The sequence below is a fragment of the Candidatus Chlorohelix allophototropha genome (assembly GCF_030389965.1).
Taxonomy (GTDB): Bacteria; Chloroflexota; Chloroflexia; order Chloroheliales; family Chloroheliaceae; genus Chlorohelix; species Chlorohelix allophototropha.
Genome location: NZ_CP128399.1, coordinates 2,727,108 through 2,753,202, shown reverse-complemented (window position 1 = coordinate 2,753,202; position 26,095 = coordinate 2,727,108). Strand labels below are relative to the sequence as shown.

The window sequence follows — 26,095 nt, the reverse complement described above, 5'->3', positions numbered from 1 at the left end:
CCGCTTCTTTTAATTTTACCAGCCGCGTTCCGCCAATACCTGATCACGCGGGATTTGCGAAATCTCAATGCCGACCATCGCCTCGCCAAGGTCTCGCGATACTTCCGCAATAATCTTAGGGTTGTTGTAATGGGTAGTAGCCTGCACAATAGCCCGCGCCCTTTTCGCCGGATCGCCGCTTTTGAAGATGCCACTACCTACGAACACACCCTCTGCGCCCAATTGCATCATAAGGGCAGCATCGGCAGGGGTAGCTATGCCACCGGCTGCAAAGTTGACTACGGGGAGCTTGCCTGTTTCGTGGATTTGCACAATCAGTTCATAGGGCGCTTGCAAGTTCTTTGCCACTACCATTAACTCGTCACTACCCATTGACTTGATTCGGCGAATTTCGCTGGTTACCGCGCGCATATGGCGCACTGCTTCTACCACGTTTCCGGTTCCGGCTTCCCCTTTGGTGCGAATCATGGCTGCGCCTTCTCCAATGCGACGAAGCGCTTCACCCAGATTGCGACAACCGCATACATAAGGGATTTTGAAATCGTGTTTATTGATGTGATACTCTTCATCGGCGGGAGTCAGCACTTCGCTTTCATCAATATAGTCGATGCCAAGCGCTTCCAGAATCTGCGCTTCTACGAAATGTCCGATGCGTGCTTTCGCCATTACCGGAATGGTGACCGATTCTTTGATTTTGCTAATCAGGTCAGGGTCGCTCATTCGGGCAACGCCGCCCTGTTTGCGGATGTCGGCAGGAACGCGCTCCAGTGCCATTACCGCTACTGCGCCGGCTTCCTCGGCGATTTTAGCTTGATCCGGCGTTACCACGTCCATAATTACGCCACCTTTAAGCATTTGAGCTAGACCAACTTTGGTAGCCCAGGTGGATTTTTGTACGTTTGCGCCGTTAACCGATACGGTTGTTGCCATTTTAAGTGTACTTCCTCCATCACTTTAGATTCTTGAGATAGGTTACCCGTTTACTGAACTTTATGTTGCCGGGCTATTATAACAGACAAGCAAAGTTGCATGTATAAGCTGGAATACCTAAAAATCCCCTTTTAGCGTTTTTATCTTCCACATTTTACAATTTTTAGACATAAAAGACAACACTTATACGTTCGGCACCCTTTAGCGCAAGTCTTGTTCAACCAATTTTGCCACAATTTTGGCTGATAACGTTACCAACGGCACCCCGCCGCCGGGATGGGTGCTGCCTCCGGCGTAATACAACCCTTTTAGCTTTGAAGAGCGGTTAGGTGGGCGGAGGAAGGCACTGAAACGGTTGTTGCTGCTTAGTCCGTAAATTGCGCCATGTGTAGCGTTATAGTGCTGTTCTAAGTCGTGCGGGGTTATTAGTTGCTCAACCTCGATCGCTGTTTCAAGCCCTTCTAAACCACCTTCTTGCATCCGGCGGATGAGCAAGTCGCGATAAGTTTTTGAAGCGGTTGGAGTCCACTCAAAATTTTCCGATAAATAGGGAGCATTGACCAGCACGAACAGGTTGCTGCTACCCGGTGGGGCATGTGCTGGGTCGGTGTGCCCTGTCCAGCAGATGTAAATGGTAGGGTCTTGCGGGGGTACTTTGCGCTCGAAAATATCGGCGAACTCATTCTGGTAGTCGCGGCTGAACAAAATATTGTGATGGCGCAATTGCTTATATTGCCGCTTTAATCCTAGAAATAACACAAAACCGCTGCAACTTGGCTCTATCCCGGTGTATTTGCGCCAGCCTTCGCGTTTTTGCCCTAGCAAGTGACGGTTAGTGTAGCTCACATCCGTATTGGAGATAACCACTTCTGCTGCTATTTCCTCGCCTCTTTCCAAGCGCAGCCCTGACACTTTGCCTTTACAGGTCAGGATATGCTCTACCTTTGCCCCGGTACGCACTTCTACCCCTAACTCCTGCGCTAGTTTCAAATATGCCTGTGCCAACTTGTACAAGCCACCCCGCACATACCAACCACCCAACCCCAATTCCACGAAGGGTATTACGTTCAGGGTGGCTGGCGCGCGATAGGGTGAAGAACCGTTGTAAGTGGCGTAGCGATCGAAAAGCTGTACCAACCGCTTATCCTTGAAAAAAGCGGTGTTGGCTTGATGCACCGTGCGGAAGGGGTCAATCTTGAAAGTATTTGGCAGGCTCATCTGGCGCAGGTCGCGCAAGTTATTAAAGCCGTTGAATAAGAACACCTCGGCGGTTAGGTCGTATAGGCGGCGACTGTAAGCCATATACTTATAATAGTTCGCTACATCCGGCGGGCTGAGTTTTTCGATAGCGGCTGTCATGGTGGCGAGGCTATCGCTGGCATCAAAAATTGCTCCATCGGGGTAGAAATAGCGCGTGATAGGTTCTACCGGGACAAGTTCTACATAGTCTTTGAAATCACGTCCGGCTACTCTGAACAGGTCTTCATATACAAATGGCATGGTGATCAGTGAGGGACCCGTGTCCCAGCGATAGCCGCCTTTTTCTAGCAAGTTGAGCTTGCCGCCTACTTGCTCGTTTTTTTCAAAGATTTGAACTTTGTGCCCGGCTGCTGCCAATCTGATTGCGGTTGCCAAACCACCCATTCCTGCTCCGGCTATCGCTACTTGTGCCAATGTTTACTCCGTTCTGTGGTGTCACTTAGACCATTACGGGGATATAATAAGTCGAATTAGCTTATACTGCAAAGGTAACTGTATTTCTAAGAGGAGATAGCGCAAGGGATGCTACGTTCAATTTTTCGCGAGGGGCTTTTCGAAGGTCAGGTAATACTGGTATCGGGCGGTGGTAGCGGTATTGGACGCTCGATTGCTCGTGAACTGGCAGTATTAGGCGCGACAGTGATAATTTGCGGGCGCACTTTAGAAAAATTGGATACAGTAAAAGCGGAAATTGAAGCGGATGGCGGTAAAGCTCACTCTGCTGTATGCAATATTCGTGACGAAGAACGGGTTAAGCAATTGTTCGCGCAGACTCTGCAAAAGTGCGGGCGTTTGGATGCGCTGGTGAACAATGCAGGCGGGCAATTTCTTTCTCCTGCCGAAGCGATTAATGTTAAAGGTTGGAACGCCGTTATTGAAACCAACCTGACCGGAACTTTCTTTATGTGTAAGGCAGCACACCACGTTTGGATGAAAGAACACGGTGGCGCAATCGTCAATATTGTGGCAGATATGTGGCGTGGCTTTCCCAATATGGCGCACACTGGGGCGGCGCGGGCGGGTGTGGTGAACCTGACGCAAACGCTGGCGCTGGAATGGGCACACTATGCAATTCGCGTCAATGCGGTTGCGCCCGGCTTGATCAATTCCAGCGGCATGTCGAAATACCCCCCGGAGGTGCAAACGCTGATCCAGCAACTGCCCCGCGATATTCCGGCGCGGCGAATGGGTACTGAGCGCGAAGTTGCTGCCGCTGTCACCTTTTTGCTTTCGCCTGCCGCCGCCTTTATCTCCGGCGAGACTTTAAAAGTGGATGGCGCGGGTTCGCTCTATCGCTTACAAGGTTACGTAATCCCTGAGCATACGGCATGGGAGAGCTATGAGTGAGGCTTACTAGCTCTCATGGGCAGTTCAAAATTATTAACTGAGGCGCAACATGGGAAATAATCTTCAAAAATTGCTCGAATTTGGAAGCGATCCGCTCGGCGCGTATCTAATCGATTTCCCCGAAGATATTGCTCAGCAAGCCGGAACTTTAAGTGCCGAGTTTGCCGGGTTGTGTCTGCAAAAGAACGGCTTTTTTGCCTTTGAAAGTGCGCTACATGTTTTCCCGGTGGGCAATACCCTTCACACTTATAACTTGCAACGTTGGAATAGTGAAACACTCTGGCGAAGTGAGTACAGTGATATGGCAGAGGGCTTTCTTTTTTTCGCGCAGGATGCTTTCGGCGAGCAATTTGGTTTAAAAGATGGCTACGTCTGGCGTTTTAATCCCGAAACGGGCGATAGTGTACAAATATCTTCCAGCTTGGAAGAGTGGGCGGGCTTGCTACTCAGTGACTACGAATATGAAACCGGGTATATCTTTGCACACGAATGGCAGAATAGAAAAGGACGTTTGCTGGCAGACCACCGTATCTTACCTCTAGTTCCATTCGTGGCGGGGGGTAAGTACGAGCTTACGAATTTTTACAGCGAGAATATGGTGGCAGGAATGAAATCACGCGCTAATTTGGCACGACAAATCCGCGACTTGCCTAACGGTAGCCCCATTCAAATAAAATTTCTCGAAGGTAACTAACCCCTGTATTTTTCAAATAAAACAAAATCACTGCACAATCTGAATAATATTAGCGGTATCGTAGCTGCAAAACTTGCAGTTTAAAAACTATGCGAAAATTATCACAAAACGCTAATCTTACCAGAAATTCCACACCCAACGCTGTGTTATAATGTCGCAAAGCCGGAATTTGCTATTATTTTACTAAATGAGGTCAAAAAAATGACACAGACCGTAAAAGAAACTAAGGTTGAGCGCATCTATAACTTTTCTGCAGGTCCTGCGGTATTGCCGTTGGAAGTGTTGGAGCAAGTTCAGCGTGATCTGCTTTCCTACCCCGGAGCAGGTATGTCTGTAATGGAAATGAGCCATCGCAGCGCACCTTTTGAGGGAATCATCCATACTGCCGAAGCAGATTTGCGCACCTTACTGAATATCCCCGCTAACTATAAGGTGTTGTATTTGCAAGGTGGCGCAAGCTTGCAATTTTCTATGATTCCTATGAATTTTTTGCCTGCCGGAGCAGAAGCCTCCTATATTATTAGCGGCGTTTGGGCGCAAACCGCTTACAAAGAGGCGCTAAAACTCGGCAAAGCGCGGGTTGCTGCCAGCACCGAATCCGAGAATTTTACCCGTGTACCTACCCAGAACGAAATTCAGATTGACCCACAAGATGCTTATGCACATTTCACTTCAAATAATACTATCTACGGAACACAATCCCTTGTAGAACCAGAAGTAGGCGACGTTTCGTTGCTGTGTGATGCTTCCTCGGATATTTTGAGTCGCCCGCTTGATATCACCAAATATGCAATGCTTTACGGTGGTGCGCAGAAAAATGCCGGTATCGCGGGGACAACCCTTGTGATTGTGCGCGAAGACCTGTTAGCGCGAGTACCAAAGAATCTGCCCTCAATGCTGGATTATCGCTTGATGGCAGAAAAAGAATCGCTGTTTAATACCCCTTCCGCTTTTGCAATTTATGTGAACGGTTTGGTGGTGAAATGGCTATTGAGCATCGGTGGCTTGCCCGAAATCGAGCGACGCAATCAGGAAAAAGCGGCTTTATTATACGCAGCGATTGATGCCAGCGGCGGGTTCTATCGAGGTCACTCACAACTGACTAGCCGCTCGTTAATGAATGTCACTTTCCGATTACCCAGCGAAGAGCTTGAGAAGAAATTTGTTAAAGAATCTACCGCTATCGGGCTGGACGGCTTGAAAGGGCATCGTTCGGTGGGAGGCTTGCGCGCCTCGATTTATAACGCTTTCCCTAAAGAAGGGGTTGAAGCGCTGGTAGCCTTTATGAAAGATTTTCAGGCTAAAAACGGCTAAAGCTAACTAATCCGGCGGTATCATAACACAGCCGCCGGGTGAGTCCTTTTCGCGAGGAACTCCAGTTGGGTAGTTTGCGCTGGAGGCGGTATAGAAAGCCATCAATTAAATTTGGAGCATGTTAACCACCAATGAGTCATAACATTTTGATACTCAAGGGCGATGGAATCGGACCAGAAGTAGTCGATGTCGCCGTGGCTATTTTGCAACACATGGGGCTAGACCTCAATTTTAGCGAGGCAAAGGCAGGTTACGCCTGTTTTCAAGAGGTGGGCGACCCTATTCCACAAACGACTATTGACGCTGCCCGCGCTGCCGATGCTACCATTTTCGGCGCAGTTACTACTCCTCCCGACATCCCGAACTATCGCAGTGCGGTGGTAACTCTCCGCCGTGAACTCGACCTTTATGCCAACTTACGCCCCGTTCATTCACTTGGTTTGACGGGTGGGCATTACCGAGAGGGGTTGGATTTTTATGTGGTGCGTGAAAACACCGAAGGTTTATATATCGGTCAGGAAGAAGATTTCGGAGATTACGCCGTCGCCAAACGTCTTATCACTAAAAAAGGTAGTGAGCGTATCGTTCGTTACGCTTACGAACTGGCACGTCACACCGGTAAACGCAAAGTGACAGTAGTGCATAAAGCAAACATTTTGCGGCTAACCGATGGTCTTTTCCGCCGAACCGCCTTAGCCGTAGCTAAAGAATACGATGAACAATACGGGATTGAGGTTCAGGAACTGCTGGTGGATACAATGGCGATGCGCCTGATAAAAGACCCGCAGAACTTTGAAGTTATTGTTACCACTAACCTGTTCGGCGATATTCTATCGGATGAAGCGGCTGAACTGGTAGGCGGTCTGGGCGTAGCTGCCAGCGGTAACATCGGTGAACACGGAGCAATCTTTGAACCGGTTCACGGCAGCGCCCCCGACATTGCGGGTAAGGGCGTAGCCAATCCGTTTGCCACATTGCTGGCAACAGTGATGATGCTGCAACATATCGGTGAAAATGCTGCTGCCCAACGCTTGCAATCTGCCGTGGCGGCAACCATTCGACAGGGAGTGTTAACCCCTGATCTGGGAGGTACTGCCAATACTGCCCGTGTTAAAGAGCAGATTATTTCCAATCTCTGAAAATCAGCGCTTTACTTATCGGTAAATGCTGTCTGAATACCATTAGACCTAGATAAAAAAGAATTGTATAAGTTTCAGGGTGTGTTTTTGCCAATACACGCCCTTTTTATTATAATAATAAAATTATTGTAGCAATTTGATGAATTTCTGAGTGCCTTTCTATTTTAAGATATTTAAAAAACAGTTATACTAAGGTTAGATTTATGATAGATAAAAAACTTCACGAAAGAGAGCAAATTGGCATGCACGAGTCTGATAAAAAGACGGAGCAGTCTCTACGTGTTGAAGCAGTATTGGCGATGGCGTTGTCGTTTCCGGATGGCTTATTAGTAGCAGACCGGGTTGATGAAGTGCTTTTCACCAATCTGAAGGCATGCGATATGCTGGGTTATCCTGCCAGCCAATTAATCGGGCAGCCTTTCCAGAATGCGCTTGAAAAAATATTATTGCGTGCGCGCGAACCAAAACAGCTTTATAACCTGTTACTCAACACCCGCCCGGAACAACCAGTTATTCTTGATGTCTCATTAGTGGTGCCGACTCCGGTTGGGGCTGAACCGATGGCAGATGCCCATGCTCGGTTCGTTCTGTTTTCAGTTCGCGATAAAGATGGGGCTTGGCTTGGGCGCGGTTTGATGCTGCAAGACGGTCGCTACGAACCCCCGGCAGATCAGATTAAAAACGAGTTTATGGCAGTGGTATCGCACGAGTTGCGCACACCTCTCAGCGCAATTCAAGGTTTCAGCGAATTGTTACTCACTCAAGATGCTCCTCCCGAACGCCAACGCATGTGGCTGGAAATGATAAATCGCGAAAGTGTACGTCTATCCGGTTTGATTGAGGATATGCTTAGTCTTGCTCATATCGAAAGTGGGCGTATTGATTTGCGACTCGAACGGGTTGATCTTGAAATGGTCATCCGTCAGGTAGTTGAGATTTTGCGAGTCGGTAGCAGCCGCCACAACTTCAAAATTGAAATTGAATCGAATCTTCCGGCTGCCCGCACCGACCGCGATAAGTTAATTCAAATATTGAACAACATTATTGGCAACGCCATCAAATATTCCTCTAAAGGCGGCAACATTACCATTCGGGTTAATGTCAGCCCTACCAATTCTGAACTTATTCAAATCAGTATCAGTGATCAGGGCGTAGGTATTCCTGAAGGTGATCAGACCCATATTTTTGAGAAATACTATCGGGTTCGTAATGGTTCAACCCGTGAGGTAAAAGGCATTGGGCTAGGTCTTGCCATTACCCGCAATCTGGTCGAATTGATGGGCGGTCGCATTTGGGCGGAGAGCAAACTAGGGTTAGGTACTACCTTCTTCTTCACTGTCCCGGTTCACATCTTCCCCAACCGCGAAATCAAAATTTTCAAGGATATATTGCTCAAGTCCTTGCTAGTTCAGGGTAAAGATACAACTGAAGCCGAGCTTTATCTGGATTACCTGCAACGTACCCTACCCTCAAACCAATTGGATGATGTGCTACGTGATACCCTCTACGAAGTGGGTGAACTATGGCATCAGGGAAAAATTGGAATTGGTGATGAGCATCTCGCGGTTGGTGTTATCCGCGACTTTCTGGCACGCGCTAAAACCACCGCCGTTCCCTCTAGCGGACTAAGGGTTATGGTCGGAACGGTGTCTGGAGAAGAGCATATGGTGGGGCTGACAATGGTGGCAAACGCTTTTACGCGGGCTGGGTGGCAAACTACCAATCTAGGCGCAAATGTGCCTGTGTCTGCTTTTATCACTACTATTGAGCAAAGCAAACCTGATTTGCTATTACTTAGTATTTCGCTTCGACAGCATCTTGTCGAAATAAAGCGCGTGGTACAGGAAGTGCGAGAGGCTTACCCTGACATGCTAATCGGGGTGGGTGGTCGTTTGTTCACCGATCTGCCTGATTTAGCGGCGCAACTCGGCGTGGACTTTCAGGGCACAAACCCTGATGAAACTGTCAGAATAGCGACACGGTTCATAAATGGGCGTATTGAAGCGCAGAAAAAACTTTCAGAGAAAAATTCCTAATGCCTCTCGGTACACTTTACGTTGTCAGCACTCCGATTGGGAATCTTGAAGATATTACCCTACGTGCCTTACGTCTCCTGCGTGAAGTGACTTTGATTGCGGCGGAAGATACCCGCCATACTCGCCACTTGCTCAACCATTTCCAGATTCCTACTCCCACTATTGCTTATCATGAACATAATAAACTGACTCGGCTGGATAGCGTTCTCGAAAAGCTAAACGAGGGTAAAGACGTAGCATTGGTTTCGGACGCTGGTACTCCCTGTCTGAGTGACCCCGGTTGGGAATTGGTGTGCGCCTGTTTGGAACGAAATATACCTGTTGATGCTGCGCCCGGTGCGGCTGCCCCGTTGGTGGCGCTGGTTCTGAGTGGGTTTTCACCCCGCGATTTTACCTATGCCGGGTTTCCACCACGTCAGAAAAGAGAGTTGCGTGATTGGCTGGCACATTTCAAACCGGAATTACAGCAACGCCCCCTGATTTGTTTTGAAGCGCCGCATCGCTTGCTTGCTCTTTTGGAAACTGCGTTTGAAGTTTGGGGAGAATGTTCGGTGGCAGCTTGTCGTGAATTGACCAAACTGCATCAGGAAGTGCGCCGTGAAAAGCTCTCCTCTACTATTGCGCATTTTCAAGAAATAGCCCCGCGCGGAGAATTTACGCTGGTTTTCGCCGAGCCGGAAATCATGCCTACCCCTGTACAAGCTCTAAGTGAGGAAGAGATTCTGGAAAAGTTACGGTCGTTAAAAACAACCGGACTTCGGGCAAGAGCAGCGGTTGAGCATATTTCGCAAGAACTGGGCTTACCGCATCGCAAGGTATATGATTTGTGGCTCAAGCTCTGAGCCTTTCCCCTTATTTCAAACTGAACTACCTAACAGCCCTCAGTAAAAGCCGCATACCAAAATCGGCATAGTAGCCTATTCCTAAAAAACACTTTTAATAGTATCATTTTTGGGCTTAGACAACACACAAACTGCTTATATTTTATAGGATACTCTTATGACCATCGAACTGGAGCTTGATAACAGGATCGGAACTACTTCTGGCTTGGCGGGATTCTGGCGCAAAATCCGCTGGGATGCGCTGCTGGTTTTTCTGACTGTAATTTGGGGCAGCACTTTTTTACTGGTTCAAAATAGCATCAAGTTGGTCGAGCCTTTCAGCTTCTTGTCGATGCGTTTTACCATCGCGACGTTGGCGCTGGCGATAATTTTCCGCAAACGCCTTGTTCGGATAACTCGCCGGGAACTGGTTACAGGCAGTATCATCGGTGTGTTTGTATTTGCCGCTTTTGCTCTACAAACCGTAGGCTTGCAATTTACTACTACCAGCAAAGCGGGTTTTATCACGGGCTTGTATGTGCCACTGGTTCCAATAATGGCAATATTTTTGCTACGCCACTTTCCTGCTCCCTTAATCTGGCTTGGAGTCTTCTTTTCAACGCTCGGTATGGGCTTGCTGTCTATAAATGACAACTTTAACCTTGACTTTGGCATAGGTGAGTTGCTGGTGTTGGGTTGTGCTGTGGCATGTGCCTTACATATTGTAACTGTCAGCAAGTTTGCGCCTAAAGCCGATGCGATAAATCTGACAACCGTGCAAATCGGTGTTACTGCGCTGTTAAGTTTAGCTTCGGTGTTCATTTCCGGAGAGCCTTTAGTAATTGCTCCCGCTCCAGCGTGGGGTTCTGCGCTTTTTATGGGGCTTATCGCTACCGCCTTTGCTTTATCGGTAATGAATAGGGCGCAGCAATTTATCAGCAGCACCCGCGCTACCTTGATTTACGCGCTTGAACCGGCATGGGCAGGGCTGTTCGGAGTAGTAATAGCAGGCGAAACCTTGAGCTTTCCTGCTATGATGGGCTGCTTGCTCATTTTCGCCGGGATGGTAGTAAGCGGAATCGGGGAGAGTATCAAAAGCAAGTAAATAGACATGAGAAGGGACGGTTTTGCGCCGTCCCTTTTTTATATCCCGCTTTAGAGAAAGCGTTGCCCTTCTTTCCAGACCATATGCGGAGTTTTGATGGTGGACAAATTGATTAATGGGTCACCATTCAATACCACGAAATCGGCAAATTTACCGGCTTCAACCGTACCCACTACTTTATCCAGTTTCATAGCGGTTGCCGAAACCGAAGTAGCGGCACTAATAACTTCCATATTGCTCATTCCGGCTTCACCGAGCAAGCGCATCTCGGTATAAATATCTTCTTGCGGGTTGAAGGGCGTGCCGCCATCATTACCACAAGCGATTTTAACCCCCGCTTTGTACGCCATTTGCACACTGCGCTGGTGGAACTCGAAAACCATCATGCTTTTGTCCACCATGTATTTAGGAACACCCTTTTCCTCGCCTGCTTCCAAAATTTGCATGGGCGCTGCTAGGGTTGGGACAAAGAAAGTGCCGCGCTCTACCATCATTTGAACCGCTTCATCGTCAAGGTAAACCCCATGCTCGATAGTGCGTACTCCGGCACGAATGGCATTTTTGATTCCGCTTGTGCCTTGCGCATGGCTGGCGGTTATTTTCCCGGCTTTGTGGGCTTCCTCGAATCCGGCGCGTAATTCTTCTTCAAGCAAACTCTCGTTGTTAGGGTCAACCCCCGGAGTCATTACCCCACCGGTAGCCATCATTTTGATACAATCAGCCCCCATTTTAAGATTCAGGCGGGCGGCTTTACGCACTTCGTCATTACCGTCCACCTCAATTCCAATCCAGTAACCGTGCCCTCCGGTCATAGTAAGTACCTTGCCGCTTACCAACAGACGCGGACCGGGAAAAAGGTTTTCGTTGATAACACGCTTAACTGCCATCTCGCTATAATCCTGCCCACCAAGGTCACGTGCAGTGGTGATACCGGCTTTGAGCATAGCTTCGGCGCGTTTGACCGCGCAAAGAACCCGATACGAAACTGGTTCACGCGAATCATCTTCAAGTCGCACGAAGGGGTTAATCGCGAGATGAATGTGACAATTGAAAAGACCGGGAATTACAGTTTTACCTTCCAGATCTATGATATTGGACATTTGATGGTTGGCTGAATCTGAGGAAGCATGTTCTGTGGATGGGCTTATCCGGTCAAAATGAGAGCCTTCTAACTCTATATCGACTCGTTCGAAAAGCTCTCCTTTTCCGTCAATCAGACGAGCGTTGAGTAACTTCATATATTTAACTCCACTGCTGGTTATTATCGGTGAGCAAATAAAAGGCGCGTAGCCCTCTTTCGTCTCTGACGCTGGCAAACCCATTTACATGATAACCAACCGCCAGATAATTTAGGAATAAAGCTCTGGTTTGAGCGCGCCACCGCCTCGCTTCTTCCGGATAAGCTATTTCTAATTCCCGGAAGTTATAAGGGATTTCCATTTTAAGATGAGTTGCGGTGGAGGAGGTATTATCACCGCTTATTATGGGATACCTATTTTCAGCCCACTCTACCTCAAGTAGGTTGGCTGCATCTTCTGGAATACCGGGTAAAGTATCACCCTTGCGTACTGATTCCAGCCTATCTATCACCCTTGGTGTACTTAATTCCCAGTCAATTATCATGCGGTCGGTATCGAGTTGACCGTATAACCCGCCCCAGCCCTTACCGTACATTTCGGGTATATACTGACGGCTTAGCCCGCCCAGACGAGTTAGGTTAAAATAAGCGTTGCGCGATTCGAGGGGATCGAACGACCAGCGTATTAAATCAAAACCTAACGCCAGCACTTCTTCTCTCTGCACGGTTTTCAGGGCAAACCCTACACCCTGACTTTGCCATTCAGGCAGGATTCCGGTTATCTGGGAATAGTGATAAAAGCGATGTGATTCGCTGTCCTGACCGATAAAGCTTACTGCAAAGCCCACCAATTCTTCATTGCTCGCAGAATTAGCAAATGCGCCTAATACCAGCCCACCATTTTTTTGCAAACCAACCAGCAACGGCAGATGTAATACGGTATCTTCTGGGTTGAGTCCCCATGTCCGGCGATGCACTTGCTGGCAGGCGCGAAATTCTTCGATGCTCTGGACTTTTCTGACGTAAAAGGTTCGGACAGGCGAATTACTCATTTTCTAAACCATTAACTACAAAAAGTTGTGAAGCGAGACTTCGCCCGTATTTTCCTAATCTTTGAAGCGGTATTTAATCAGAGCAAAAACTGCTTCAAAAGCGTCCTTCAAGCCGATTTTTTTACCTTCAGCGTAATCGCGCCCGTAATAATGAATAGGCACTTCATATACTTTAAGTTTTTGTTTTAGAATCTTGGCGGTAATTTCCGGCTCAAAATCAAAGCGGTTTGCCCTTAAGTTGACTCCCCGAATTACATCAGAGCGAAACATCTTGTAGCAGGTTTCCATATCGGTCAGGATTGTATTGTACAAGATATTGGTAAGCAGGGTGAGTAATTTATTGGCAACCATGTGCCAGAACATAAAGGCTCTACCAGGTCCCTTAAAGCGCGAACCATAAACCACATCAGCATAGCCATCAGCAATAGGTTTTAAAAGCGCCTCGTAATCATTGGGGTCATATTCGAGGTCGGCATCTTGAACTACAACTACAGTAGATTCAGTTGCAATATTGCTAAAACCGGTACGTAACGCCGCGCCCTTCCCCATATTTTTGTCGTGGTACAAAAAGCGCACTCGGTTGTTAGGGTCAGATTCAAGGTGTGCGGTGTATTCGCGCTCCATTTCTTTCAGGATATTTCGTGTTCCATCGGTGGAGCAATCATCGGTTATAATGATTTCCTTACGAATTGAAACTGCTTCCACCCGTTTTACTATTTCGCGGATAGTATCTTTCTCGTTATAAACTGGTATTATGACGGAGAGAAAAATTTGCTCTTGGGATATTGGCTTAGTTATTGGGAACCTCCTTGACTTTATGACCGAATAGGACGAAACTGCTGATATAATTTGCTTAGCCTAAATAGATAATGAGCTTGATTTTGCCATTCTAAGAAGATGTTGTCAAGCGTCGCAAAATAGTTTAGCATATAACATTCCATGTTTAGACAAGAATATATATCCTCAAAACGTAATAACAGACGTATATCATGTTATATTCTAGGCTTGCTTCTAGCCCTAGATTTATCTCTTATGTTTTCGCCTTTACCACTCCACGCCGCCGAAAACATTGATTACTCTTTTCAGCCTAGCGTAATAAATATGCCAACTGCGCCAGCTTCCCAGAAATTCGGTATTGCTGCCCATCCTTGGTGGTTAGATATGTTTGAAGATCGTTTTATTGCTTATTATAAAGATCTTAAAGTAACTACCGTTCGACTCCCTTTTGAATGGAAGGTAATCGAACCGCAACAAGGGGTTTACGATTGGTCGCGCGAAGATCGACTGTTGCGTCGCCTGAACGATGAAGGGTTCGAGGTAGTAGCCGAATTTGTAACAATACCACCTTGGGCGAGCCTGAACAAAAGCGAATGTGTCAAAGAAGATTTCAGATGTAAGCCTAACCCAAATGCGCTTCAAGACCTAGCACAAGTAGCTTTCGCGTCAATAAAACGCTATCCCTTCGTACGCAACTGGGAGTTCTGGAACGAGCCTGATTTATGGCCCTATATGGGTAGCCGTGACATTAGCGATTATGCTTACTGGCTCAAGGGTTTTTACGATGCTGCCAAGCGTGCCGACCCTACCGTTTATGTAGCAGCTACTAGCCTGAGCGGAAAAGAGTACACCGATTGGCTTTATCGTTATTGCGATATGGTTTACGGAATGCGTCCGTGGGATGCGGTTGCGTATCACCCTTACAATCTGATCGGAATGAAAGACCCTGAAAACGGGCAGATAATGAACATCAATAAAACCGGCATTGAGGCATTGCGGAACTTGATGGTAGAAATGGGTGATGCCAATAAGCCGATTTGGTTAACCGAAGTAGGGTGGACTGGAACTCCGCAGGAGCAGAGCCTCGCCTTGCTCGACGCTTTTGCTTATGTGCAACAACGCCCCTATCTGACCATGCTTCATGTTCATATGCTGCACGATTGGGAAGGTGAAAGGTTTGGGCTGTTGAAGGTAAAAGGCGACCTCTATGGGCGCACTTTAGGTCCTAACGATGAGTTTTTGCCAAAGCAGCCTTACTATGATACCTACCGGGTTTATAATAAGCGGATTCTTCCGGCTGCGCCTGATGCCAATTCCAATGTACTGGTTTTCCCACAAACCGAGCACACCGTGCGCGATGTCTTTAAACGAGCGTGGGAAAAAGGTGGTCTTGAATTGTTCGGTTACCCTAAAACCGGGCAATTCTATGAACGCAACTCCGCCGATGGCAATTATTATCTGGTGCAATATTTCGAGCGAGTGCGCATGGAATACCACCCTGAATTTAAGGGTACTACCAGTGAAGTGCTGTTCGGCTTGTTAGGAAACCAGGTTTTGTTAGATAGAGGTTGGGTGGATAAACGCGGGCAACCGCTGGATAGCCCCGCTATGCCAGAAGAAAAGAATCAGAATACCTACTGGTTCCCTGAGACACAGCACAACCTGAGTGGTTTATTCCTTCAGGCATGGTTGCAACAAGGCGGTTTGGCGATTATCGGTTTGCCCAAGACCCGCGTTTATGATGAGGCGAATCCTGATGATGGCGGGGTATATAAGGTACAGTATTTTGAACGGGCGCGGATGGAACTACATCCCGGTGCAAATGGTCAACCGGATTATATCTTGTTCGGGCTACTGGGTAACGAACGTTTGCGGCTTGAAAACCGACTCTTAAGCAACAATCAACCTAACCTCAACGATTATTATAATCCTGCTCTTCCCGAATTCGGTTAGAATAAACTTGCAACTTCGAGTTTTTTATTTCATAAGGTCAGCGCAAGGTTGAGGTTTTTTGGAAGAAAAAAACAGAATAAAGCTACTTCTCAGTCTTCACTCTCCAAAGCTTACTCACGCTTACATGAACCACGTATTACCGGGATTTTCTGGCTGGGCTTGAAAGCTAACGATGTGTTAGGCGAAGCCACCTTTCTGGAACGTACTCTAGGATTACGCTTTGTTGATGAAGGCAATACTGCTCTGGGACATCATATTATTTTTAACTGTGGTCCGGTGCTGCTTGAACTTGTAGAAGGGCGGGTTACATGGGCGCATTTGCCCAAACCGCGCCGGGGTAGCCCTGATGTAGCGTTAATACCGGGCTTTCAGGTGGACGACTTAGCGGCAATCTACGCCAATTTAAATGAGCGCGAAGTCCCAATCACTCAGATGTTTGATCAGGGTTGGGTATCAAATCTGCTTTTTTTTGACCCTGAGCGTAATATCTGGCAGGTTTCTGAAACTCGCAACTCTGCGCCGATAGGATCAAGCGGTTTTGAACATTTAGGGGTACTATGGTTAGCGGTAGCCGATCTTGAGGCACAACTACGCTTTTATCGTGACTTGCTGGGTTTGCCTCTGGTTGACCTTGGTGGTGGGGTTCGTCCTATAACTGAGCGCGCCGAAAAGGTATGGCAGGAAAATGGTTCAAAGCCTGAGCTACAACAGGAGTCAGAAAATTCTGGTATGGGCGCAGTTTTTTTTAGTGAGGGTACGCGCTTGGCGCTTTCACCCGGAGGTATCAAGCCTGACGAGCATCGGGCGCGAGTGTGGGGTAAGGATACTCCTTTTCAGATAGGATTTCGGGCAACCGGATTAAAGGAATTGGCGCACATTTTCTCTGCTAGAGGCGTTTCCTTCAGCGGCCCACATGAAGACTCTGATATCGGCATTTGGATTTCCATTACTGATCCAGAAGGCAATATATCAAGGGTTATAGAGCCACCGCCTCACTCGCTTTATTTGCGTTGATAAATCAAATCTAACAAAGCCGATATCTCCGAAAGCAGTATATTGACCACTTGTGTGCTTTACTTAGAGTCATAAGAATCAATATAATGTAATTGCGTCAGTAAGCGAACTGATCGAAATAGTAAAGGCTTTTCTTCTTAATGTCGAAACTGTTCAAGCGCCCCGAACATGGTAAGGTGCAGGCTGCTGCTCTGGAAAAAGTCCCCAATCTAAAACCCACCCCTCCTAAAACCACAAAAAGAGACTTTAAAGGTAGCACCCGCGCAAATTTCAAATTTCTTGATTACATCTGGATTAGCCTGATGTGGTTAGGCATCAGTTATCTCTGGGGTAGTGTGAATGGCGTTATATTACCGAACCTTAATAGCCGTTATATAGCTGAAGATATTAAAGGTACGATGCTTGGCATTATCACCGCTCTGGGTATGGTGGTGGCAATAGTAGTGCAACCTGCCGCCGGAGCTTTGAGCGATGTAAATCAGCACTTATGGGGCAGACGTCGTCCTTATATGCTGGTGGGCGGAATCTCGGTAGTGCTGGTGCTTATTATAATGGCAGCAATGGTGGTTTTCTTCGGTAACTGGTGGATGCTATTGCTCTTTTACCTTTTGTTGCAGTTTTCTGATAATGTGGTGCAAGGTGCTTACCAAGGTATTATTCCGGATTGTGTGCCGCCTTCGCGACGTGGTAGAGCCAGTGGCGCAATGGGAATTGCGCAAATTCTGGGTAATGTAAGTGGATTGGCAGTAGCAACCCTATTTATTGATTTGGGTAGGATTGAACTTGCCTTGCTGCTTATAGCCCTAGTTGTTATTGTGACGCTGGTTTCGACCTTCACTACAATTCGGGAAGAACCCTTGCGCAGGACTCATGAATCTACCAGTAACTTTAAGATAATTTTGAAAGTGCTCCATGAGTTGCGTAACTATCCTGATTTTATTAGGTTTATTGTTTCCCGACTGTGTGTGCTGACGGCGCTGGCAACTCTCACTATTTTTGCACTCTACTACCTTCAAGACGTTATGGGTAAGCGCGAAGGTACTTTGACCGAATCTTATACTTTGCTAGGTGTGGTGATAATCACATGCAGCTTGCTTTCTATTATGCCTGCTGTTTGGCTTGGCGATCAGATAGGACGCAAGCGGTTGATTATTATTGCTTGCGGCATCGGTGCGACAGGCATGGTATTATTAGCAACGGCAACCGATATGACTCAGGTGATGCTATACGGTAGTTTGATCGGGATTGCTACCGGTTCATTCAACAGCCTAGATTGGGCACTGGCAACCGACCTGATTCCGCAAGAATCGGCAGGACGCTTTATGGGTATTTCCAATCTAGCGGGTGCAGGTTCTCAGGCGCTTGCCGCTCTTTTGGGAGGGGGAATGCGGGATGGCTTTAATGCAATTGGCACGCATTTATTCAATTTGCCGCACCTAGGGTACACTGCACTGTTTTTGATGGGCACTTGCTTCTTTTTACTTGGGATTTTCTTCTTAAGAGGAGTAAAAGACCCGGCAAAATCAAAAGTAAGCTGATTGCACCGAATTTGGAATCTTGCCGCTACTGCGGCTCTGTAATTTTTGGAGAGAATGGAAGAGAAATGAAAGAACTTGCATCAAGACCACAACAGACGAAACGGAGCGGTATCCGCGAGATTATGGAAATGGCGGTAAAAACGCCCGGTTGTATCCGTCTTGAAATCGGCGAACCCAATTTTCCAACTCCTGAGCATATTGTAGAGGCTGCCAATAAAGCCGCCCGCGAGGGGCATACTAAATATACTCAATTTGCCGGATATCCCGTCTTACGCGAAGCTATTTTGCAAAAAGTTCTAAAACTCAATAATTACCGAGATATTACTGCTGATAATGTGGTGGTAACGCCCGGTTCTACTCCGGGATTAATGGGAATCTTTATGGCGTTGGTTAACCCCGGTGATGAAGTATTAGTGCCTGATCCCGGGTGGCCTATATATGCCAATCAGGTGACCTTGGTGGGCGGCAAGCCAACTTTTTACCCCACCCGCGCTGAAAACGATTTTGTACCGAAACTGGACGAAATAGAAGCAGTGATTACGCCCAAAACAAAGGCGATTGTGCTTTGCAATCCCAGCAATCCCACCGGAGCGGTTTATTCCAGCCAAGTAGTGCAGGGGATAGTGGAACTTGCCCGTAAGCATGACCTCTATGTTATTTCTGACGAAGTTTACGAAGAATTGATTTTTGAAGGTGCTCCTACTACGGCAGCCCTGTTTGACCCGGAACGTGTTATTGGGGTTTACAGCTTCAGCAAAACCTACAGCATGACCGGTTGGCGGGTAGGTTATGTGGTGGCGCAGCAACCCTTTATCGGTTTGTTGGCGCGTAGTCTTGAGCCGATGCTAAGTTGTACCGCAGCACCCAACCAAATGGCGGCTCTAACTGCTTTAACCGGTTCGCAGGATTGTGTAGCGGAAATGCGCGAGAGCTACCGCCACCGCCGCGATCTGGTATGTGATATTTTAAAGCAACGCGGTTTGTACCAATACAAGCCTAGCGGCGCTTTTTATGTAATGCTTGATATTAGCACAACTTTACTTGATAGCTATGATGTGGCTCGCACTCTAGTTACTGAGCACAAGGTTTCGTGTGCGCCGGGTGCAACATTTGGTCCCGAGTCAGGTGGTTTCTTGCGTGTTTCGCTAGCTACTGCTGAGGACGCACTGGTAGAAGGTGTCACCCGTATTTGCAACTTCATCGACTCGCACCGATTTTAGATCTAGATACTTGGCGGGTAAGCAATGAAAATAACCCGTTGTTACTAATAGGCAGTTCTGAACCTGAAGTATTCAGAAAAGGAAAACAGCGATGAAAAATACGATTGAATTGAGGGTCGATCTTGGTGATACGGATGCTCGTGGGGTAGTGTTTTACCCCAACTATTTCCGCTGGTTTGACCGGGCAACTCATGAATTACTGAGAGCAGTTGGTCTTACCCATAGCCAATTGTTAGAACATTATGGGTTGGCACAACCTGTCGTCGAATGTGGTTGCCACTTCATCCGACCTTTGCGTTATGATGATATTGTACATATCGAATCTGAGGTAGTTGATCTTAAGGAAAAGACCTTCAAGCTGGAACATCATCTTTTCAAAGAGGGTGTGCTGGTAGGAAGTGGTTATGAATTGCGCATCTGGATAAAAATGGAAGACCCCGATGATGTCGGTAAACTTAAATCTATTTCGATTCCTGAAGAGATGGCTAAACTTCTCAAGGCAAAATAAGATGCAGGTAAAGTGGCTCTAGCTTTTTACTGGCGAGTTCTCAAACGCTGTGCCTCAGATTCGGTATTCCGCAATCATTTACAAGCTGAGGCATGGCACGAATTTAAAAATCTGCTTCCCGGCAAACTTGTGACTCCGCGTAACAGGTATGTATATTGCCGGGAATCCAACCCACTGATACCGGGTGGGCGCTGGCTTCCACCCCAGAGCCTAGCTTGGCGACCCGCTGTCTATGGTTTGCTCTTTGACCAAGAAGACCGCGTGTTGATGGTTCGTAATAACTCCCTTAGTTTTTACTGGAATTTCCCCGGTGGCGCAATGGGTCGTGGCGAAATGCAACCCGATGCGCTCAAGCGGGAATTTATGGAAGAAACCGGGCTTGAGGTTGAGCTTGGCCCGCTTGTAGATTCTTGGGATGATTTTATAGTGATGCCTACCGGGCAACCTGTACATGGCATTTTGCATTTTTATCTGGTTCGGGTCGTAGGCGGCATTTTATTATCTGGCGGCAACAATTTTGACGTGAGTGAAGTAGCTTTCTTTGATAATTATTTTGAAGCGGGTAAGACCGATGAAATGCTCTCTCCACCCGCTCTTCGCCTGAAAAGTCTTATCAATCATGCTCGTCAAATGCGCCGCACCCTCAACTACGATTGTGGTTATCCGCTCTAAAATACCCGCTTATTTTCAAAGTTTTGCCAGCGCATTGCGATAGATTTCTAAATCTCTTTCGCCATACAGTACAAATAGTACCAATTCCAGCGTAGTGTTCCCCCCCTTTTTCTCTAAATACTCTTTAACGGTGCGCAATACGAGCGGTGCGGCACGTTGGATGGGGTATCCATAAACGCCGGTGCTAATGGAGGGAAAAGCGACACTCTTTAGCTGATTTTCCTCCGCCAATTCCAACGACTTTAGGTAAGCACTCGCCAACAAACGCTCGCTTTCACCCGCACTATATTCGTCATAAATCGGACCTACCGCATGAATGATATAACGGGTGGGCAAAGGGATACGCCCTGACGCCGTTATTACCGCGCTGCCAGTGGGGCAGCCGCCGAAAGGGCGCGTCAATTCGTAAAGTTCACGACCTGCGGCAGTATGTATCGCGCCGTCAACCCCACCACCGCCTGCTAGTGCTGAATTAGCGGCATTGACGATGGCTTCTGTGCCTGCCTTTACAATATCGCTGCGTTCAATTTTAAGTTTTGTTTTCCCCACCACATATTCATCTGCCATAAGCTTCCTCCTATTTGAATTTTATTAAGCTGAGTCTATAATAAGCGTTGTTGCCAAGGAACTCAATCAACTAAATCTGCAATTTGCTCGCATTCGGGTTGTTAGCTATTTTGCCTTAAGCTATAATATGCGAAAATCCCGACTCGCTATATAACCTACTGCCTGAATGTTAAACAAGTGGATTATTTTGAGTTTCTGCTAAACAAGGAGTGAGTTGCTAAGTGAAAGCATGGCGCACCCGCACTGAACCCCCCATAAAAAAACCTGATGGAGCGCCTGTTCCTTCTAAAGCTGTTGTACATCCAAACTTATCGCGCCACCAGTTAAGCTTATTAAGCAGTTGGTCGCTGCGGGTTTGCGCTCTCGCTCTTGCCGGTTACTTGACTCTCCAAACCGAAGTTTCACAATGGCGCGGCGCTTTCACCTTTGGGTTTGCTTTTGTGGGAGTGGCTATCGGTGTTTATCTCACTTTTCGGATTCTGAGTTTTCCCGACCTGACCATCGAGGGTAGTTATGCGCTGGGCGGATGCGTTACTATTGCGCTTATTCGGTTTCAGGAAGGAGGCTTTTTTGGTAGCCCTTGGGTAGCCACGCTGGTTGCGACATTATGCGGGGCGTTAGCGGGTATGGCTACCGGAATAATCCACACTCGTTTCAAGGTAAACGGTATTCTAGCCGGGATTTTGGTTTCAGCGGCTTTATACAGCATCAACCTACGCGCCATCAATAATCAGGGTATTTTAGCTGCAAATCTAACCTCTACTCCTTCCACGATTCTCGATCAGGTAACAACCACGCTGCTAGGGCAACCCGACCCACGCAAGTTGCTTGGCACATTGGAAGGCGATTTTGTGCAGATGGGCGTGATGGCGGCGATTGCGCTTGTGATTGTGCTGTTTATCAACTGGTTGATTAATACCGAAATCGGCTTTGCCATGCGCGCTACCGGGGATAATGAAAATATGATCCGGGCATTGGGGGTAAATACCAATAACACCAAAATTATGGTGCTGATGCTTTCTAACGCTATGATAGCTCTATGTGGGGCGCTTGTAGCGCAATATCAGCGTAGCGCCAGCGTAACAGCCGGGCAGGGCATTATTGTTACAGGCGTGGCGGCGGTAATCATCGGCGAAACTTTCCTGCCTCCTCGCACCACTTTATTTGCTTTGACAGGTGCGGTAATCGGCGCGATTGTATATCGCTTTATCTTCTCAGGTGTATTCAATCTCGCCCTGACTCAAGCGGTTGGCTTGCGCTTGTTGGTTACACTACTTTCCGTCGCTTTCGTTAGCTGGCTGGCTTATCTCACCTTGAATGAATTTACACCGCGCTGGATAACCATTACCAGTATCTTTGTGGGAGCTTTTGTCGGTGCGCTTTTGAGCAGCTTGTTGTATTACCTTCCAATCTATATCTTTAATTGGGAACTCGACAAAAACCTGATTGTGAAGCTGGAAGCGGGTGATATACAGATTGCGCTGGCTTTGCTGGTTTTAATCGCCCTAGTTATTCCCAGCTTGCGGCGTAATCTGGGCTTGCGAGCGTTGACGGCACACTGATAACATTTATTGGACAATATGTTAGAACTTAACTCAATTCACAAAACTTTTAACCCCGGTGATGTTAACGAAATCAAAGCCCTTCGCGGTATTGATCTGACTCTGGAGGTTGGCGAGTTCGTGACCGTTATTGGTAGCAATGGGGCGGGTAAATCCACCCTGCTAAATTCGGTGGCAGGCGTTTTCCAACCAGATGAGGGGAAGATTTATATAGATAATACCGATGTCACTCGCTGGGCAGAACATCACCGCGCTCGGTTAGTCGGACGGGTATTTCAAGACCCGTTACGTGGCACTGCCGCCTCAATGTCCATAGAACAGAACATGGCGATTGCGTTGCTGCGAGGCAAACGGCGGGGGTTGGGGCAAGGGCTACGGCGCAAGGATCGCCCTGTTTTTCGGGAACATTTGGCATTGCTGGGTTTGGGCTTAGAAGATCGTTTGCAAAGCAAGGTCGGTTTGCTTTCAGGTGGGCAACGCCAATCGCTTACCCTTTTGATGGCGACTCTTACCAAGCCCCGCGTATTGTTGTTGGATGAGCATATAGCCGCACTTGACCCTGCTACCGCCGAACAGGTGCTTCAGTTAACTAACAAGCTGGTACGTGACTATCATTTAACTACTTTAATGGTGACTCATAATATGAGCCAGGCGCTTTCGATGGGAACTCGGACGCTGATGATGCATCAGGGGCAGATAATTTTAGATTTGAGAGGTGAAGAGCGCGCCCGTCTTACCGTTACCGACCTGATTAATAAATTTACGGAGCTACGCGGAAAGGGCAAGCTGGATGACTCTATAGTAGATGATGAATTGTTGTTAAGTTAGCCTTCCCATCCGGTTTTAATGCCAAACCTATTGTTGGTTGTCCCGTCTGATATTTATGGAGGAGATGAAATTGAGAAAATTCGCTAGTTTTAACCTACGCCGGGTTTCTTTATTCTTGGCGTTGAGTCTTGCGCTGGTCACTTTTTTAGCGGCTTGCGGTGATAATACCGCTACATCTGTACCCGCAACTACTACCGCTGCTGCTACCACTGCAGCTGCGACAACAGCGGGCGCTGCTACTACCGCAGGCGCAACCACCGCTGGTGCGACAACAGCGAGTGCAGCCACTACCGCAGGCGCTACTACAGCCAGTGTAGTCACTACCGCAAGCGCAACCACTGCCGTTGCTGCTACTACCGGAGCAGGTGGTGCTGCCAAGAGCGTGGCTTGCACCGCGCCAACCGCTGCTGCTACCAATGGCAAGACTTACAAAATAGCCATTGCAGTGCAAGCGCCCATTCCCGCGCTTTCCAACGCTATTAAAGGTACTAAAGAGGGCTTGGCTACTTGCGGTTTTATTGAAGGTAAGAACGTAACCTACAGTTTGGGTGATGCTAACGGCGATATCCCCAGCTTGAAAACCATCGGTGACAAGTTCCGCGATGAAAAACCCGACCTGATTGTGGCGGTAGGTACACAGGCGTTGGTTAATATGTACAATACCAACCCTAACACTCCGATTGTTTTCAATGCTACTACTAACCCTTACGTGGCATTGAAGGATGTGGTAAAAACCCCTACCGACCATGGCAATGTGACAGGCGTGCAGGCGCTTGCTCCGATTAAGGAAGCGCTTGAATATGCAAAGGTAGTAGCGCCAAATGCCAAGAATATTGGTCTGGTCTGGACTACTAGCGAGCAGAATAGCGCGGTTAATACCGATATTGCCAAGCAAGAAGCACCGGGTCTTGGTTTGACCATTGTTGAAGCGCCTATCAGCAAGCGTGAGGAAGTGCAACAAGCCGCCCAATCAATTGCCGATAAGGTGGATGTATTCTTCAGCACTACCGACGTATCGGTGGTAGATCAATTGGAAGCATTGGTGCAGGTGGCAATTGCCAAGAAGAAGCCCGTTATTTCCAATGATCCCTCCTCAGGTCCGCGTGGGGTTGCGCTGGCTTATGGCATTGACTACTATAACAACGGCGTTTCTTCCGCTAAACTGGCTTCACGCATTCTAAACGGCGAAGCTGCCAGCAAAGTAGATATTGAAAAGGAAAAGGATTTCGGTTTGGTAGTAAATCTTGAGGGCGCTCAGTTGATGGGTGTCAAATTGCCCGATGCTATTCTGAGCAAAGCTTCGGTCAAATACGACAAGATTACGCCTAACAAATAGGTTTAGAATTATCAGGCATCAGGTGTGGGTTTTGCTTAACCCTTTAACCTGATGCCTATCTTTTTACCATCAACTGTTATTCTGGAACTGGAGAAATTATGGCTGTACGTATCTCGCAGAAAGCCGGGATGTTTTCTGAGTCGGTTATTCGGGAGATGACTCGTATTTTTCTGGCAAGGGGCGATAAGCCCGGCGTTAATTTGGCACAGGGCTTCCCGGATTTCCCCGCGCCCTCCGCGATGAAAGAGGCTGCCAGTCGCGCTATTCACGCCGATATAAACCAGTATGCCATCACATGGGGTTCTAAATCGCTGCGCCATGCGATTGCGGCAAAAGTAGCAAAGTTTAGCGGTTTTCATCCCGACCCAGAACGCGAAATAACGGTGGCATGTGGCGCAACCGAAGCGATGATGGCAGCCATGCTGGCAGTAGTTGACCCCGGCGATGAGGTTATTGTATTCGAGCCTTTCTATGAGAACTATGGTCCGGATGCGATTCTCTCCGGCGCACAACCGCGTTTCGTTACCTTGCATGAACCGGATTGGCATTTCGATGAGGATGAACTGACGGCTGCCTTTAACAATAAAACTCGCGCTATTATTATTAATACACCCAACAACCCAACCGGGAAAGTGTTCAACCGTGCCGAATTGGAATTTATCGGTGCGTTGTGCCAGAAATGGAACGTGGTGGCGATTACCGATGAAATTTACGAGCATATGGTGTACGAAGGCGAGCATGTCAGCCTTGCTACCCTACCCGGTATGTACGACCATACGATTACTATCAGCGGGCTTTCCAAAACCTATAGCGCAACCGGATGGCGTATTGGCTGGTTAATCGCGCCGCCACATATCTCATCTGCCATTCGCAAGGTTCACGACTTTCTTACAGTAGGTGCGGCTGCTCCTTTGCAGGAGGGCGCTGCTACTGCGCTGGCTTTCCCAGACAGTTATTATCATGATTTGCAAAATATGTATCTGGAAAAGCGCAACAAAATGGTTGGTATTCTGGAAAAAGCTGGTTTCGAGGTTTATAAGCCCAACGGGGCATACTACATTATGACCGACATAAGCCGCTTCGGTTTTCCCGATGATATGACTTTTGCGCGCTATTTGGTGGACGAGATTGGGGTGGGGTCAGTACCGGGCAGCAGCTTCTACCGTCACCCGGAATTTGGTAAAAGCAAAGTACGCTTTACTTTCTGTAAGAAGCCTGAAACGCTCGATCTTGCCGCCGAATTATTGAGTAAGTTGCAGCCCCGTTAAAAATTGCGTCTGCCTGTCTGGGGAGTTATGGTTAATTACGCCTCCCCAATCAGGCTTTATGCAGCTATTTCCAACC

General features: G+C 47.7%; 23 protein-coding genes. 17 read left to right on the top strand and 6 right to left on the bottom strand.

Features of this window, described 5'->3' with window-relative positions; translation table 11 throughout:
- Positions 1 to 15: 15 nt before the first annotated feature.
- Positions 16 to 930, bottom strand: coding sequence for a pyridoxal 5'-phosphate synthase lyase subunit PdxS (pdxS, locus tag OZ401_RS12045; RefSeq protein WP_341468488.1), 915 nt, complete (start codon positions 928 to 930; stop codon positions 16 to 18).
- A 201-nt stretch (positions 931 to 1,131) separates the two neighbouring features.
- Positions 1,132 to 2,604, bottom strand: a complete 1,473-nt coding sequence (locus tag OZ401_RS12040) for a phytoene desaturase family protein (RefSeq protein ID WP_341468487.1) — start codon at positions 2,602 to 2,604, stop codon at positions 1,132 to 1,134.
- A gap of 108 nt (positions 2,605 to 2,712) precedes the next feature.
- Here OZ401_RS12040 and OZ401_RS12035 point away from each other — a divergent pair, with 108 nt between their 5' ends.
- From OZ401_RS12035 to OZ401_RS12005, 7 genes are all read left to right on the top strand, one after another.
- Positions 2,713 to 3,537, top strand: a complete 825-nt coding sequence (locus OZ401_RS12035) for an SDR family oxidoreductase (protein WP_341468486.1) — start codon at positions 2,713 to 2,715, stop codon at positions 3,535 to 3,537.
- Positions 3,538 to 3,586: 49 nt separating this feature from the next.
- Positions 3,587 to 4,231: an SMI1/KNR4 family protein gene (locus OZ401_RS12030; RefSeq protein ID WP_341468485.1), complete on the top strand. Its 645-nt coding sequence runs from the start codon at positions 3,587 to 3,589 to the stop codon at positions 4,229 to 4,231.
- A 201-nt stretch (positions 4,232 to 4,432) separates the two neighbouring features.
- On the top strand, positions 4,433 to 5,545 hold the full coding sequence (serC, locus tag OZ401_RS12025; protein WP_341468484.1) for a 3-phosphoserine/phosphohydroxythreonine transaminase: 1,113 nt from the start codon (positions 4,433 to 4,435) through the stop codon (positions 5,543 to 5,545).
- Positions 5,546 to 5,676: 131 nt separating this feature from the next.
- Entirely contained in the window at positions 5,677 to 6,684 is a 1,008-nt protein-coding gene (locus OZ401_RS12020) for an isocitrate/isopropylmalate dehydrogenase family protein (protein ID WP_341468483.1), read from the top strand.
- Positions 6,685 to 6,887: 203 nt separating this feature from the next.
- The gene (locus tag OZ401_RS12015) at positions 6,888 to 8,720 is read left to right on the top strand and encodes an ATP-binding protein (protein ID WP_341468482.1); all 1,833 of its coding nucleotides are present in this window, start codon (positions 6,888 to 6,890) and stop codon (positions 8,718 to 8,720) included.
- On the top strand, positions 8,720 to 9,562 hold the full coding sequence (gene rsmI, locus OZ401_RS12010) for a 16S rRNA (cytidine(1402)-2'-O)-methyltransferase (protein ID WP_341468481.1): 843 nt from the start codon (positions 8,720 to 8,722) through the stop codon (positions 9,560 to 9,562). Before OZ401_RS12015 ends, rsmI begins: the two co-directional genes overlap by 1 nt.
- Before the next feature lie 157 nt (positions 9,563 to 9,719).
- Positions 9,720 to 10,646, top strand: coding sequence for a DMT family transporter (locus OZ401_RS12005; RefSeq protein WP_341468480.1), 927 nt, complete (start codon positions 9,720 to 9,722; stop codon positions 10,644 to 10,646).
- 50 nt (positions 10,647 to 10,696) lie between these two features.
- Here OZ401_RS12005 and OZ401_RS12000 read toward each other — a convergent pair whose 3' ends face one another.
- From OZ401_RS12000 to OZ401_RS11990, 3 genes are read right to left on the bottom strand one after another with little or no spacing between them, the layout of a single operon-like run.
- Positions 10,697 to 11,884: a metal-dependent hydrolase family protein gene (locus OZ401_RS12000; protein WP_341468479.1), complete on the bottom strand. Its 1,188-nt coding sequence runs from the start codon at positions 11,882 to 11,884 to the stop codon at positions 10,697 to 10,699.
- Positions 11,885 to 11,888: 4 nt separating this feature from the next.
- Positions 11,889 to 12,776, bottom strand: a complete 888-nt coding sequence (locus OZ401_RS11995; RefSeq protein WP_341468478.1) for a hypothetical protein — start codon at positions 12,774 to 12,776, stop codon at positions 11,889 to 11,891.
- A 54-nt stretch (positions 12,777 to 12,830) separates the two neighbouring features.
- Positions 12,831 to 13,529: a glycosyltransferase family 2 protein gene (locus OZ401_RS11990; protein ID WP_341469878.1), complete on the bottom strand. Its 699-nt coding sequence runs from the start codon at positions 13,527 to 13,529 to the stop codon at positions 12,831 to 12,833.
- Between the two features lie 279 nt (positions 13,530 to 13,808).
- Here OZ401_RS11990 and OZ401_RS11985 point away from each other — a divergent pair, with 279 nt between their 5' ends.
- From OZ401_RS11985 to OZ401_RS11960, 6 genes are all read left to right on the top strand, one after another.
- A complete protein-coding gene (locus tag OZ401_RS11985) occupies positions 13,809 to 15,506 on the top strand; it encodes a beta-galactosidase (protein WP_341468477.1) in 1,698 nt (565 codons plus the stop codon).
- Between the two features lie 48 nt (positions 15,507 to 15,554).
- On the top strand, positions 15,555 to 16,520 hold the full coding sequence (locus OZ401_RS11980; protein WP_341468476.1) for a VOC family protein: 966 nt from the start codon (positions 15,555 to 15,557) through the stop codon (positions 16,518 to 16,520).
- A gap of 140 nt (positions 16,521 to 16,660) precedes the next feature.
- Positions 16,661 to 18,058: an MFS transporter gene (locus OZ401_RS11975; RefSeq protein ID WP_341468475.1), complete on the top strand. Its 1,398-nt coding sequence runs from the start codon at positions 16,661 to 16,663 to the stop codon at positions 18,056 to 18,058.
- A gap of 65 nt (positions 18,059 to 18,123) precedes the next feature.
- Positions 18,124 to 19,278, top strand: coding sequence for a pyridoxal phosphate-dependent aminotransferase (locus OZ401_RS11970; RefSeq protein WP_341468474.1), 1,155 nt, complete (start codon positions 18,124 to 18,126; stop codon positions 19,276 to 19,278).
- A gap of 91 nt (positions 19,279 to 19,369) precedes the next feature.
- The gene (locus OZ401_RS11965) at positions 19,370 to 19,786 is read left to right on the top strand and encodes an acyl-CoA thioesterase (protein WP_341468473.1); all 417 of its coding nucleotides are present in this window, start codon (positions 19,370 to 19,372) and stop codon (positions 19,784 to 19,786) included.
- Between the two features lie 12 nt (positions 19,787 to 19,798).
- Positions 19,799 to 20,458 (top strand): NUDIX hydrolase, encoded by a 660-nt coding sequence (locus OZ401_RS11960; RefSeq protein WP_341468472.1) that lies wholly within the window; start codon positions 19,799 to 19,801, stop codon positions 20,456 to 20,458.
- Positions 20,459 to 20,473: 15 nt separating this feature from the next.
- Here the strand turns inward: OZ401_RS11960 and OZ401_RS11955 are convergent, their stop codons facing one another.
- Positions 20,474 to 21,025 carry a macro domain-containing protein gene (locus tag OZ401_RS11955; RefSeq protein WP_341468471.1) on the bottom strand — a complete coding sequence of 184 codons (552 nt, stop codon included), beginning with the start codon at positions 21,023 to 21,025 and terminating at the stop codon, positions 20,474 to 20,476.
- 221 nt (positions 21,026 to 21,246) lie between these two features.
- Here OZ401_RS11955 and OZ401_RS11950 point away from each other — a divergent pair, with 221 nt between their 5' ends.
- The 4 genes from OZ401_RS11950 to OZ401_RS11935 all read left to right on the top strand — a co-directional run bounded on the left by OZ401_RS11950 (position 21,247) and on the right by OZ401_RS11935 (position 26,019).
- Positions 21,247 to 22,587, top strand: a complete 1,341-nt coding sequence (locus tag OZ401_RS11950) for an ABC transporter permease (RefSeq protein ID WP_341468470.1) — start codon at positions 21,247 to 21,249, stop codon at positions 22,585 to 22,587.
- Positions 22,588 to 22,605: 18 nt separating this feature from the next.
- Positions 22,606 to 23,415, top strand: coding sequence for an ABC transporter ATP-binding protein (locus tag OZ401_RS11945; protein WP_341468469.1), 810 nt, complete (start codon positions 22,606 to 22,608; stop codon positions 23,413 to 23,415).
- A 70-nt stretch (positions 23,416 to 23,485) separates the two neighbouring features.
- Positions 23,486 to 24,751: an ABC transporter substrate-binding protein gene (locus OZ401_RS11940; protein ID WP_341468468.1), complete on the top strand. Its 1,266-nt coding sequence runs from the start codon at positions 23,486 to 23,488 to the stop codon at positions 24,749 to 24,751.
- A gap of 98 nt (positions 24,752 to 24,849) precedes the next feature.
- Complete coding sequence (locus OZ401_RS11935) at positions 24,850 to 26,019, top strand: pyridoxal phosphate-dependent aminotransferase (RefSeq protein WP_341468467.1); 1,170 nt, start codon at positions 24,850 to 24,852, stop codon at positions 26,017 to 26,019.
- The last annotated feature ends 76 nt before the right edge of the window (positions 26,020 to 26,095 follow it).